This window comes from Klebsiella sp. K-Nf6 (assembly GCF_002806655.1).
GTDB lineage: Bacteria > Pseudomonadota > Gammaproteobacteria > Enterobacterales > Enterobacteriaceae > Klebsiella > Klebsiella variicola.
Genome location: NZ_PIBN01000009.1, coordinates 108,687 through 121,538, shown reverse-complemented (window position 1 = coordinate 121,538; position 12,852 = coordinate 108,687). Strand labels below are relative to the sequence as shown.

The following is a 12,852-nucleotide window of genomic DNA, read 5'->3' as shown; positions in this document are numbered from 1 at the left end:
TAGCCATTTAGACGGCTAAATAAATCATCGCTAACCTAAGGAACTGCTATGTGGCAAGAAAGACTCGCGCAACTGGTCACCACCTGTCATTGGATCGGGGCGAAAGGCTGGGCGCCGGCGACCGGCGGCAATATGTCGGTGCGTCAGGATGACACCTGGTGCTGGCTAAGCGAGTCGGGCCGCGACAAAGGCAGCCTGACGACCGAGGATTTTCTGCAGGTTGAGATCGCCACCAACCAGGCGCCTTCCGGACGGAAGCCGTCGGCCGAGACCGGCCTGCACACCCTGGTGTATCGCCTGTTCCCGGAAGCCAACGTGGTGCTGCATGTGCATACCGTCAACGCCACCGTGCTGTCGCGCATCGAAAAAAGCGACACGCTGGCGCTGCAGGGGTATGAAATGCAGAAAACCCTTAGCGGGCAGCACAGCCATCTCGATACCGTTCCGGTCGCCATCTTTGATAATGACCAGGATATTGACGCCCTGGCGGCGCGGATTGCCGATTATGCGCAAACGCGCCCGCTGCGCTACGGCTTTCTGCTGCGCGGCCACGGCCTGACCTGCTGGGGGAAAGATATTCAGGAGGCCCGCCGTCAACTGGAGGGGCTGGAGTTCCTGTTCGAGTGCGAGCTGATGCGCCGCCGCTACGAGCCCTGAGCCGGAGCAGGTATGGATTTTTATCTTGGGATCGATATCGGCACCTCGCGGGTGAAAGCGGTGCTGTTTGATCAGCATTTCACCGCCTGCGCCAGCGCCGCGGAAAACACCTCACCCCGCCTGTCGGCCAATGGCTACGCGGAACAGGATATGACCCAGCTGTGGCATTCGGTGCTGGCTATTCTGCGCCAGATTGCCCGCCACCCGGCGCTACAGGCGGGGCGGCTGCGGGCCATCGGCCTCGCCGGGCAAGGGGAGGGGGTCTGGCTCAGCGATGAGCAGGGCGAACCGGTGGGCCCGGGGATCTTGTGGAGCGATACCCGCAGCCACGAGCTGATGAGCGACCTGCTGCGCCGACCCGGCTTCGACCGCCGCTATTTCGCCGATACCGGCACCCACCTGCAGCCCTGCAATACCAGCCTGCAGCTGTACTGGCTGAAACAGTATCAGCCGGCGCGGCTGGCGGCCGCGCGCTATCTGTTTTTCGCCAAGGACTGGATCCGCTTTCGCCTGACCGGCGTGGCGGCGCTGGAGCTGACGGACGCCAGCAGCTCGTTACTTAACCAGCAGACCGGCGGCTGGTCCTCGGTGGTGATGAATGAGATGGGGCTGGACGAACTGCTGCCGCTGTTTCCCCCGCTGCTGGCCCCGGATGCCCCGGCCGGCACGCTGAGCGATGCGGTGGCGGCGCTGACCGGGCTGCCCGCCGCGACGCCGGTGGCCGCCGGGGCGCTGGATGTCTGTAGCGCCGCGCTGGGCTGCGGCGCGGTCAACGAAGGGGATATCTACACGATCCTCGGCACTACCTGCTGCACCGGGATCGTCTGCCGCGGCCCGCAGACGGTGAACGAGGCGACGCGCTTTGTCACCCATACCGAAGCCGGGCAGGTGATCTCGCTGTTTCCGATGCAGGCCGGTACGCCAAACATTGACTGGCTGCAGCAGCATATTTCGCTGGACGGCGATCTGGATCGGCTGGAGCAGGCGATCGCGGAGGTGGAGCCAGGCAGCGGCGGCGTCTTCTGGCAGCCGTACCTCAATGGCGAACGCGCGCCGTTTTACAGCCCGGACGCGCGGGCCGGCTTTTTCGGCATTAGCCCGCAGACCACCCGCGCCGAACTGCAGCGCGCGGTGTTTGAAGGCCTGGCCTTCGCCATTGTCGATGCGCTACAGGGTTATCCGCAGGGCGGCGAGCTGTATCTGACCGGCGGCGGCGCAGCCTCGGCGACCTGGCTGCAGATTATCGCCGACTGTACCGGGCGTACGGTGGTCTCCAGCGCCTTTAACGAACTGAGCGCGCGCGGCGCGGCGATTCTGGCGGCCCGCAGCGTCGCGTCGCTGGCCGGGACGCCTCCGCTGGCGCAGACCCGCTATCAGCCGCGCCCTCAGGCGCATGCCCGCTACGCGGCGTTGTATCCCGTTTACCGCCTGCTGCGCGAGCAGATGCTGCCGGTATGGCAGGCCAGACAGGCCGCCCTTCAATCTTTTTCTCAGGACCTACAACCATGAAAATCGTTTTTACCGCCGAGCATGCTGGCGACCTTAGCGCCTTCCACCCGCTGGGCGAGCTGCTGGTGGAGGGATGGGCGCTGGGGAAACCGAAGCTCAGCGCCGGTCAGCTGATTGAGTTGGCCCACGACGCCGAGGTGCTGGTGACCAGCTATGATGAGGTGACGGACGCGGTGATGGCCGCCTGTCCGCGCCTGCAGGTGATCGCCTGTACTCGCGCGAATCCGGTGAATATTGATACCCAGGCTGCGCAGGCGCGTGGCATCCGGGTGCTCTACACCCCGGGGCGCAATGCCGATGCCGCCGCGGAGCTGACGCTTGGCCTGATGCTCAGCCTGGCGCGCCATATTCCGCAATCCCATGCGGCGCTGAAGCGGGGGGAATTCACTCAGGCTGATAATGCCGCCGCCGCTACCCAGCATGGCCTGCGGCGGGATGTGGTCTGGGACGTGAGCCCGGAAAGCCCCTATGAAGTGTTTAAAGGCAGTGAACTGCGCAATAAAACGCTGGGGCTGGTGGGCTATGGCAACATTGGCCGCCGGGTGGCGCGTATCGCCCGGGCGTTCGGCATGGCGGTGTTGGTGGTGGATCCGTTCGTCGCCGCAGAGGATATTAATGAGCCAGGGTTACAGAAAACGACCCTGGAGGCGCTGTTCCGCGACGCGGATATCGTCAGCCTGCATCTGAGCAGCGGGCCGCACAGTGACGGGCTGGTGAATGCGGCGCTGTTAAACAGCATGAAGCCCGGCGCGCTGCTGATCAATACCTCTCGCGCGGCGGTGGTCGACGAAGCAGCGCTGATTGATGCCCTGCGTCACGGCCCGCTGGGCGGCGCGGCGCTGGATGTCTATCACCGCGAACCGCTGTGGCGCGATCATCCTTTTGTCACCGAGTTCGATAACGTGATTATCACGCCGCATATCGCCGGAGCCACCCGGGAGAGTATCGCCAAACACACGGCGATGATTGCCGCCGATCTTCAGCGCTATGTCGCCGGGGAGCCGCTGCTGTACCAGTGGCGTTAAGCCGCTTGCGCCGCTGCGGCGGCGCGGGCCCGGCGTCAGGGGCGATGAGCCGCCATAAAAGCCTGGGTCTGTTCCCAGTCCACTACCCCGGCATCTGATCCCATCCCGGTCGCCACCAGCGCGGCCACCGCCGAGGCGACGTCACACGCTGCTTTCACGCTGAGTCCGCGCGCCAGCGCGGCAATAAACCCGCCGCAGTAGCTGTCGCCGCAGCCGGTGGTATCCACCGCCTCGACCGGCCACGGCGCAATATGCTCCAGCGCGCCATCGCGACGGATAAGCCAGGAGCCGTTCTCGCCGTCTTTCAGAATGCATGTGCCCACGCCGAGTGTCAGGAAGAAGCGGCCGATGGCCTCCGGCTGCGTCTCGCCGGAGAGAAAGGCGGCTTCCTCCAGCGAAGGCATGAAATAATCCACCGACGGCAGCAGGGGCCGCAGTAGTTCGAGGGTGTCTCCATTCGGGGCGATAAGGTCAAAGCTGGTGGTGACTCCGCGTGCTTTAGCCGCCTGCAACAGCCGCGCGCTCTGTCCCTGGTCCATTGCCGCCAGCAGTCCGGTCCCGCCGTGATGCAGGAAACGACAGTCGAGGACGGCGTCAAATTCCGTTTCACTGACGAACAGGGCGTCGGACGCGCCCCGGCAGTGCAGGGCCGGACGCTCGCCGTTGGGGCGAATCGGCAGGATCGTCGCCGAGGTCTCTTTCAGCGCGGTGCGCTGGATAAGCGAGCAGTCGATGCCCAGCCGGGCATAGCTGGCGAGGATAAAGTCGGCCTTTTCATCTTCACCCAGGCAGGCCACCGCTGCGGTGCGGATCCCCAGCTTCGCGGCGTTAATATTGGCCCCGGCGGCGGTGCCGGCGGGGTTGAGGCGAATTTGCTCAATAAAGGCGACGCCGCCGCGCGGCGGGATCGCCACCACCGGGCGCCCGGCGATATCCAGAATAGTCAGGCCGACAAACACGGCGTCAAAGGTTGCCATCGTTCTCCCGTTTAGCGATGCGTTTGGCGCAGGCGCGCCTGCCAGAAGGAAAGGGCGAGGGCCACCACCAGAATCACGCCGACCAGCGCGTCCTTCACCAGATAATTGAGCCCCATCAGGTTCAGGCCATTATCAATAATGGCAAGGAACAGCACGCCCCCGAGGGTGCCGAGGATGCTGACCCGGCCCAGACGGTTAAAGGCGGTGCCGATAAATACCGCCGCAATGGCGTCCATCAGGTAAGACTGCCCGGCCAGGGGAGTAAACTGCCGCAGGTTGGCGGAGAGGATCACTCCGCCGATGGCGCAGAGCGCCGAAGCGGCCACCAGCACGCCGAGCATGGTCAGGCGATCGCGGATCCCGGCGATACGCGCCGCTTCGCTGTTCTGGCCGATGGCGCGGACATATTTGCCCCACAGCGTGCGCTCGGTGACCAACCATGCCACCAGCCACAGCGCCAGCACAATCACCACCGGCGTGGGGATCCCACCAAGGTTGCCCACTGCCAGATCGTGATATTCCGGGGCCATCCGCCGATAAGCTATCGCGCCGCCGCCGTCGGTATAGATGCGCTCGGCGCTGCTGGCGATAAACCAGGTGCCGAGCGTGGCGAGGAAGGGGCGGATCCGGCAGATGAGGATCAGAAAGGCATTGAGCAGGCCAATCAGCACGCCGCCGAGCAGGGCGCAGCCTACCGCGGCCTGCCACGGCAGATGCCAGGTTTTCAGCGCGACGAGGGCGAAGGCGGCGCCGAAATCGAGTGCGACGCCCACTGACAGATCAATCGCCCCGGCGCTGACGATCAGGGTCATCGCCATCGCCACAATCAGCAGGATCGCGCTGCCCTGCAGCAGGTTGGCCCAGTTATCCACGGTTAAAAATACCGGATTCGCCCAGCCAAACAGGGCGATGGCCAGCAGGGTGATGACGCCAAATCCGGCCCGCGACAGCCAGGCCAGCGGGCTGCTGGCCGTCTGTTCCGCCGGTGCCGGCGTTTTCAGGGTAATTTGGCTCATGCCTCGCCTCCTTTGTGTCTGACCGCCGATGCCGCCAGCACCACCAGAATCAGTCCGCCTTTAATGGCGCCCATCCAGAAGATATTGACCCCCAGCAGGCCGAGCCCGTTAGAGAGGGCGTTGACCAGAATTGCCCCCAGCAGCGCTCCCCAGATGGTGACCACTCGACGGCGCGAGAAGGCAGCGCCGATAAAGGTCGCCAGCACGGTTTCCAGCAGCAGCGGCGTGGCCGTCCCGCTGGAACTGCCGGAGCCCTGGCTGAGCAGCGGCAGAATAGCCAGCCCGGCGGCTATGCCCGCTAACAGCCAGACCCGCAGGGTCAAGCGGCGCACGTTCAGGCCGCTCATCTGCGCCATATCGCGGTTGCCGCCCACCGCCTGCACATGCTGGCCGAAGCGGGAGTGGTGGAGCAGGAACTGGAACAGGATAAACACCCCCAGCAAGTAAATCAGCGGCCAGGGCAGGCCCAGCACGCTGTTATCGCGAAAGGCGACCATCAGCGGATCGCTGACCGCGATGCGTCGCTGGCCGGTCAACAGATCTGTCAGGCCGGTAAACGCCACGGAGGTCGAGAGGGTGGCCAGCAGCGGCGGCAGGCCGGCCGCCAGCACCAGGAAGCCGTTGATCGCCCCGCAGAGCAGGCAAACCGCCACCAGCAGGGCTAGCAGCAGGAGATACGGCGTGTGCCATTCGGCCAGCCCAAGACTGAGCAACGCGACGCCGAGCACCGCCGTCGCCGGCAGGGAGAGGTCGATGCCGCCGGAGACCACGTCATCCCCGCCAACGGCGATGACGCAGACCAGACCGAAACAGAGGATCGCCAGCGGAACGCTCTGGACCAGCATCAGGCTGATATTTTGCCAGCTGAGGAAGAAGGGAGACTGTACGCTCAGCCATACCAGCAGCGCCAGAAACAGGATCAGGGGAAATTTTTCAATCAGCGTCGCCAGGCCCGGACGGCCGCGACGCGGGATAGCGGTACTCATGGTGAAGGCTCCTGTCCGCCGTTGATCGCCACCAGCAGGGCGTCCAGCGTTAGCCCGCGGGTGGGCAGATTGGCCGCCAGCGCGCCGCGCCAGAGGACCAGGATCCGGTCGCATAGTCCGAGCAGTTCGGGGGCATCGCTGGAGGAGACCAGCACCGCCCGTCCTTTATCGGCCAGCTGGCGCGTACGTTGATAAATATCGCGACGGGCACCGATATCGACCCCAAGGGTGGGTTCATCGAGAATAAACAGCCGGGCATCGGTGCCGAGCCAGCGGGCGAGGATCGCTTTTTGCTGGTTGCCGCCGCTCATGTAGCGTACCGGCAGCGCCGGGCGTCCCGGGCGGATCGCCAGCTGTTCTATCCAGTAGCGCGCTTTCTTCTCAGCGATACCCCGCCGCTCCCAGCCAAAGGTAGCGGTCTCCGGCAGTGAGGCGAGATTAATATTGTCGGCGGTGGTGAAGGGCAGGATCAGCCCCTGATGGCGGCGGTCGCGCGGCACCAGCGCCATTCCGGCGCGGATCGCCTGCTTCGGCGTTCGAATGCGCCGCGGCTGGCCGTCGAGGTGGATCGTACCGCGTTCCGCCGGGCGTAAGCCGTAGAGTAAGTCGACCAGCACATCGCGTCCGGCGCCCAGCAGGCCGGCGACGCCGACGATTTCGCCCGGCTGAATATCAAAAGAGAGATCCTGCAGCTGCCGCCCGTCGCTCAGCTGGCGCACCGAGAGCAGCGGGGCCGCCCCGGTGTCTGCCGCCGGGTGCTGGCGCGGGGTATACAGCTGGTCGATTTCCCGGCCGACCATCATGGCGATCAGCGCCTCGGTATTCTGCAACAGGTCGCGGTCGGGGTAACCGACCACTTCCCCGTTACGCAGCACGGTGCCGCGGTCGCAGAGGGTGGCTATCTCATTGAGGTAGTGGGAAATATACAGAATGGCAATGCCCTGGTCGCGCAGGCGAAGGATGGCGGAAGAGACCAGACTAGCCTCCTGCGCCTCCAGGGGGGCGGTGGGCTCGTCGAACACCACCAGCCGCGCCGCGCCGTCGATCAGCGCGCGGGCAATCTGCACCAGCTTGCGCTCGGCCAGGCTCAGGTCGCGCACCAGCCGTTCGGGGTCGATCGCCAGCTGCCAGTTTTGCTGGAAAAATTGCGCCGTGGCGGCCTTCATCCGTCGGCGATCCAGCGCCCCCCAGCGGGTGCGATACTCCTGGCCGAGAAACACCGATTCCGCGACGGTAAAGTGCGGGATCAGGTTAAGCTCCTGGTGGATAACGCGGATGCCGGCGGCTTCAATGGCTGCCGGGTTGCCGAGGGGCAGCGGGTGACCGTCGAGGGTCGCGCTGCCGCTGTCGGCCTGATAGACGCCGGCGAGGATCTTGATTAGCGTCGATTTACCGGCGCCGTTCTCGCCAATCAGGCCATGAATTTCCCCGGGATTGAGACGCAGGGTAACCGCATTAAGCGCCGTAACGCTGGCAAAACGCTTGCTGATCTGGTTCATGACCAGACCCGCGGCGGGGCGCTCCCCGCCAGGGTGTTGATTTATCACTGCAGTTCGCCGTATCCCAACTGTTTATACACCGCTTTCGCTTCCTGCGGACCTTTCACCGGTATCACCGGGATAAAGGTTTGCACCGGCAGTTTCTGACCGGCAAAGTAGCGGGCCACGTTGTCGGCGGAGGTCTGGCCAATCAGATGCGGCTGCTGCGCGACGTTAGCCACAAACGGACTGCCAGGCTCTGCCATGATCTCCAGCGTCTCCGGACCGGCGTCGATGGCCGTCACTTTCACGTCCTTATCACGGCCGGTCTCTTCCAGTGCCTGGACGATACCGATGGCCGGTTGATCCCAGCAGGCGACATGGATCGCATCCAGTTTGCCTTTCGGATACTGGCTGAGTAATTCGAGGGTTTTCTTCCGCGCATCTTCTGGCGAGTTGGCGAACTGCTCCGCCAGCTCGGGTTGGATAATATGAATATCCGGATAATCCTTAAGGACATATTTCCACTGATCGTAACGAATTCCGCAAATACGCAGCGCGCTGGAGAACGCGTTAAATACGGCGACGTTGCCTTTGCCGCCTAATTCATCCGCCATGTAGCGGCCGATGGTCGAGCCTAAGGTGTAGTTATCGGAGGTGGTATTGTTGACCGAATATTGAGAAACATGATCCACGGTAAATACCGGGATACCAGCATCACGCAATGCTTTAAATTTTGGTTCGACGGCGCTGTCGCCGAGAATACTAATTACCGCGTCCACCTTGCGTGACAGTAAAATATCGTGATTATTGGCATGAACCTGATTATCGCGGCCGCCATCGACGCCAATGACTTTGCCTCCCAGTTTCTCCACTTCCTCTGTCGCACCTTTAAAGGCCTCGCGATCCCAAAAATGCTGAGTGCCAACAACGGCAACGCCAATGGTTTTTCCCTGTAAGGAGAGGGCGTCTGCGGCAGTGACGCTCAGCGAGGCAAGGGAAAGCAGTCCCAGCGCGGCAGGCAATAATTTTCTCTTCTGCGACATTGTTATTATGATCCTGTGATGAAGGTGGTTGCGGACCGGTAGCATGACAAGAAGCACCTCGCCACCTCAAATACAAAATAAGTCTAAGTTATGCCGGGAATGTTATATCGCAGAAACGCCAGAGAAAAAGGTTATTTTGCCATCGGGAACCTGAAAATATTTCATGATGCAAAATATACCTTTTTATTTTGTGGTTTTATTTTTGACTTATTCCGTGTTTATTTAACGGATAAAGACGGCTTTCTGTTTATTGTGATGGCGTGGAGAAATACGGCCCTTGCAGGGAAATGCAGGTGATTGCGCGGGCTAATACTTTTTTTAGCAGAGTAATGTCTGGCTGGGACGGGGATATTTCCGTCATTTCCTCGATTTATTTTAACGAGTTTTTTGGCTGAGAAGAACGCGAGTGCTATGAAGAAACAGCATAATTATACGGTGATGCACTGGGGAACGTGGCAGGTGGAGAGCCGCGAGGGCGATATCGTGGCGGTTAATCCGGTGCCCTGGGATAAAAATCCGTCACGCATTGGTCAGTCGCTCCCCGACGCAGTGACCAGCCAAACGCGCATTCGCCGTCCGGCGGTGCGCGCCGGCTATCTTCAGCAGGGGCCGGCGTCACGAGAAGGGCGAGGCAAGGAGCCCTTTGTCGAAGTCAGCTGGGAGGTGGCGCTGGACCTGCTGGCTCGCGAGCTGCGCTCGGTCAAGGCGCGCTGCGGCAATGAGGCGATCTACGGCGGCTCTTACGGCTGGGCCAGCGCTGGACGCTTTCACCATGCGCAGAGCCAGCTGCACCGGTTTCTCAAGGGATTTGGCGGGTACACCGCCAGCACCAATACCTATAGCAGCGCCGCGGGCGAGCGCATTCTGCCGCATATTCTCGGGCCGCTGAGCCCGCTGCACCGTCAGCATACCCATTTTTCCGAGCTGGCGCGGGAGTGCCAGCTGTTTGTCGCGATTGGCGGTCTGCCGCTGCGCAATGCCCAGGTCAACGGCGGTGGCGCCAATGACCATATGCTGCCGTACTGGCTGGATAAGATGCAGGCCAACGGCACCCGGTTTATGAATATCAGTCCGGTGCGCAATGACCTCAGCGCGGTGCCCGACGCCGAGTGGCTGGCCATTCGGCCGGGCACCGATACTGCATTGCTGCTGGCGCTGAGCTATGTGCTGATCGCTGAGTCCCTTTACGACCAGGCGTTTGTGGCCAGCCATACCGTCGGGTTTGCCCCTTACCGCGCTTATCTGTTGGGCGAGCACGACGGCGTAGCGAAAACCCCGGCGTGGGCGGCGGCGATTACCGGCCTGGACGCCCAGCGCATCGCCGACCTGGCGCGGGAGATGGCCCGCCACCGGACGATGGTGAATATCTCCTGGTCTATCCAGCGCGCCCGTCAGGGGGAGCAGGCCTACTGGGCGACGGTGGCCCTGACCGCGCTGCTGGGACAGATCGGCACACCGGGCGGCGGCCTCGGGTTTGGCTACGCCTGCACTAACCTGGCGGGCGCGGTGCGAAAAGCGTTTTCCGGCCCACGCTTACCCGCCGGAGAGAATGCAGTGGACAGCGTTATCCCGGTGGCGCGGCTGTCCGATATGTTGCTGCATCCGGGAGAAGCCTATGAGTTCGACGGTCAGCAGCTGCACTATCCCGACATCCGTCTGGTTTACTGGGCGGGAGGCAATGCGTTTCATCATCACCAGGACATCAACCGACTGTGCGAGGCCTGGCGCCGTCCGGAGACGGTGGTGGTGCATGAGCAGTACTGGACCGCGCAGGCTAAATTCTCCGATATCGTCCTGCCAGCCACCACCTCGCTGGAGCGAGAGGATATCGGCAGCGGCGGTCACGACGGGTTTATGATCGCCATGAGCGCGCAGATCCCGCCGGTGGGCGAAGCGCGTGACGATTACGCCATTTTCCACGATCTGGCCGATCGGCTGGGCTTCGGAGAACCGTTCAGCGAGGGGCGGGACGCCGGGCAGTGGCTGCGTCATCTCTATGAGGAGTCAAGACCGCGGGCGCAGGAGGAGGGTATTGCGCTGCCTTCGTTCGAGGACTTCTGGCAGCAAGGGGTACTGGAGTACAGCGCGCCGGAGCGGCCGCAGATCTTTCTCGCCGATTTTCGCGCCGATCCGCAGCGCTATCCGCTCTCCACGCCCTCCGGCAAGATTGAACTCTTTTCCGCCACCGTCGCCGGGTTTGGCTATCGTGAATGCCCTGGCCATCCGTGGTGGGATGAACAGGAGGCCGCCCGGCAGCGGCAGGAGGCGGCGCGCTGGCCGCTTCATCTGCTCTCCAGCCAGCCGCGCGCCCGACTGCACAGTCAGTATGACCATGGCAGCGTCAGCCGGGCGACGAAAATTCAGGGACGCGAGCCGCTGTGGATGCATCCGAGCGATGCGCAGGCAAGAGACATCCGCGAAGGCAGCGTGGTGAAGGTCTATAACGACCGCGGGGCGATTCTGGCGGGCGTGCACCTGAGCGAGCAGATTTTGCCCGGCGTGGTACAGATGTCCACCGGCGCCTGGTATGACCCTCTGGATCCGAATGAAAAAGGATCGCTCGATAAGCACGGTAATCCCAACGTGTTAACCGAGGATCGCGGCAGTTCGCGCCTGGGGCAGGGCTGTAGCGCCCAGAGCTGTTGGGTGGAGATCGCCCCGTGGCGTGAGGAACTGCCGCCGATCACCGCCTTTGATCCGCCGAAGTTTATTGCGGTTTAGGTGTGGGGGAGCGCCAGCGGCGGGCGGGTAGCCCGGAGAAGGCGCGGTATGCGCCGTCTCCGGGAAAGTGCGCGCCAGGCAATTTACTGATGGCAGTGGGACGTTACGCCAGCCGTGGGTAGGCGCTGGCGATATCGTCGCCGGTAAACTGGGCGATCCAGCCTTCCGGGTTATCAAAAATGCGAATGGCGGTGAAGTTCGGTTCTGATCCCATATCAAACCAGTGCGGAGTGTGGGCAGGAACCGAAATCAGATCATTCTTTTCGCACAGTACCTGGAACACCTCGTCGCCAATATGCAGGCAAAACAAACCTGCGCCCTCGACAAAGAAACGCACCTCGTCTTCGCCATGGGTGTGCTCGTTAAGGAATTTCTCCCGCAGCGCCGCTTTTTGCGGGTTATCGGCGCGCAGGCTGATGACGTCCCAGCTCTGGTAGCCCTTTTCGGCGACCAGTTTGTCAATCGCGTGCTGATAGGCGGCAATCACCGTTTCTGCGCTGGGGGCTGCGCCCAGATCGCGGTCGGCCTGCCAGCGCTCGAAGCGGACGCCTTTGGCGTTAAGTTGATCCTGAATCGCTTTGGCGTCGGTGCTGTGCCAGAGCGGTGTTTGCGGATCGGTCACGGAAAAAAGAGTTAATGCGCTCATGCTGGGATCTGCTCCGGATGAATGTCGTCAAAACGCTGAACCTGGGGATGGTGGCTCGCCGGGTCGCGGTCGCCGCGTACCAGCTGGATCGTGCGCAAACCCGCGGCCTCGGCGGCGTCGAGTTCCTGATGGATATCCGACAGGAACAGGATGGTGCCGGGGGCATGGCCCAGGTGTTCAGCAATGTTACGGTAGGATTGCACTTCGCGTTTGGCGCCTACCAGGGTATCGAAATAGCCCGTGAACAGATGAGTAATATCACCTTCATCGCTGTAGCCAAATAACAATTTCTGCGCGGCGACGGAGCCTGAAGAATATACATACAGATCAATGCCCTGCGCTTTCCATTTCTCCAGGGCCGGCAGTACGTCCGGGTAGAGATGGCCGGTAAAGTCGCCATTGAGGTAGCCGTCACGCCAGATGATCCCCTGCAGCGCCTTTAGCGCCGTGGATTTACGGTCTTCGTCCATAAAGGCGAAGAGGGTAGTGATAAGGTCGGCGGTGCTGGCGGCCGGAGCGTCTGTCTCGCGGCGCAGGTTGTCGAGAATGGTTTTGACGGGCTCAGCGTACTGCTGAGCGGTCACAAAGCCGGCCAGTCGTTCGCGGGCGTAGGGGAACAGCACGTTATGCACGAAGCGGATATCGCTGGTGGTGCCTTCTATGTCGGTCACGATGGCGCGGATCATGGTTTCTCCAGAGTGGCGTAGCGCGGAATAACATTAGCATTTAGACGTCTAAGCGTCTTGATTGCCAAATATTAACATCGTGTTATAGTGGCTTCAACAACAGCA

Annotated in this window: 12 protein-coding genes; 5 read left to right on the top strand and 7 right to left on the bottom strand. The window is 62.4% G+C overall.

Going from position 1 to position 12,852, the window contains the following annotated elements; all coding sequences use genetic code 11:
• The first annotated feature begins 48 nt into the window (after positions 1-48).
• The 3 genes from CWM61_RS16495 to CWM61_RS16485 are packed head-to-tail and all read left to right on the top strand — an operon-like array spanning position 49 to position 3,191.
• Positions 49-657: a methylthioribulose 1-phosphate dehydratase gene (locus tag CWM61_RS16495; RefSeq protein ID WP_008805607.1), complete on the top strand. Its 609-nt coding sequence runs from the start codon at positions 49-51 to the stop codon at positions 655-657.
• A gap of 12 nt (positions 658-669) precedes the next feature.
• A complete protein-coding gene (locus CWM61_RS16490) occupies positions 670-2,166 on the top strand; it encodes an FGGY-family carbohydrate kinase (RefSeq protein WP_100631560.1) in 1,497 nt (498 codons plus the stop codon).
• Positions 2,163-3,191 carry a 2-hydroxyacid dehydrogenase gene (locus CWM61_RS16485; protein WP_061155372.1) on the top strand — a complete coding sequence of 343 codons (1,029 nt, stop codon included), beginning with the start codon at positions 2,163-2,165 and terminating at the stop codon, positions 3,189-3,191. Before CWM61_RS16490 ends, CWM61_RS16485 begins: the two co-directional genes overlap by 4 nt.
• A gap of 35 nt (positions 3,192-3,226) precedes the next feature.
• Here the strand turns inward: CWM61_RS16485 and CWM61_RS16480 are convergent, their stop codons facing one another.
• The 5 genes from CWM61_RS16480 to CWM61_RS16460 are packed head-to-tail and all read right to left on the bottom strand — an operon-like array spanning position 3,227 to position 8,694.
• Positions 3,227-4,168 (bottom strand): carbohydrate kinase family protein, encoded by a 942-nt coding sequence (locus tag CWM61_RS16480; RefSeq protein WP_032732685.1) that lies wholly within the window; start codon positions 4,166-4,168, stop codon positions 3,227-3,229.
• A gap of 11 nt (positions 4,169-4,179) precedes the next feature.
• A complete protein-coding gene (locus CWM61_RS16475) occupies positions 4,180-5,184 on the bottom strand; it encodes an ABC transporter permease (RefSeq protein ID WP_046622420.1) in 1,005 nt (334 codons plus the stop codon).
• Positions 5,181-6,170, bottom strand: coding sequence for an ABC transporter permease (locus tag CWM61_RS16470; protein WP_061155370.1), 990 nt, complete (start codon positions 6,168-6,170; stop codon positions 5,181-5,183). Before CWM61_RS16470 ends, CWM61_RS16475 begins: the two co-directional genes overlap by 4 nt.
• Positions 6,167-7,669, bottom strand: coding sequence for a sugar ABC transporter ATP-binding protein (locus CWM61_RS16465; protein ID WP_162678330.1), 1,503 nt, complete (start codon positions 7,667-7,669; stop codon positions 6,167-6,169). The genes CWM61_RS16470 and CWM61_RS16465 overlap by 4 nt, the downstream gene beginning before the upstream one ends.
• A gap of 44 nt (positions 7,670-7,713) precedes the next feature.
• Positions 7,714-8,694, bottom strand: a complete 981-nt coding sequence (locus CWM61_RS16460) for a sugar ABC transporter substrate-binding protein (protein WP_008805613.1) — start codon at positions 8,692-8,694, stop codon at positions 7,714-7,716.
• Positions 8,695-8,784: 90 nt separating this feature from the next.
• Here CWM61_RS16460 and CWM61_RS28820 point away from each other — a divergent pair, with 90 nt between their 5' ends.
• Positions 8,785-8,991, top strand: a complete 207-nt coding sequence (locus CWM61_RS28820; protein WP_133122463.1) for a hypothetical protein — start codon at positions 8,785-8,787, stop codon at positions 8,989-8,991.
• A gap of 114 nt (positions 8,992-9,105) precedes the next feature.
• Positions 9,106-11,415 (top strand): molybdopterin-dependent oxidoreductase, encoded by a 2,310-nt coding sequence (locus CWM61_RS16455; protein WP_100631559.1) that lies wholly within the window; start codon positions 9,106-9,108, stop codon positions 11,413-11,415.
• 103 nt (positions 11,416-11,518) lie between these two features.
• Here the strand turns inward: CWM61_RS16455 and CWM61_RS16450 are convergent, their stop codons facing one another.
• A complete protein-coding gene (locus CWM61_RS16450) occupies positions 11,519-12,061 on the bottom strand; it encodes a 1,2-dihydroxy-3-keto-5-methylthiopentene dioxygenase (protein ID WP_061155367.1) in 543 nt (180 codons plus the stop codon).
• Positions 12,058-12,747: an acireductone synthase gene (gene mtnC / locus CWM61_RS16445; protein WP_008805616.1), complete on the bottom strand. Its 690-nt coding sequence runs from the start codon at positions 12,745-12,747 to the stop codon at positions 12,058-12,060. The genes CWM61_RS16450 and mtnC overlap by 4 nt, the downstream gene beginning before the upstream one ends.
• Between the last annotated feature and the right edge of the window lie 105 nt (positions 12,748-12,852).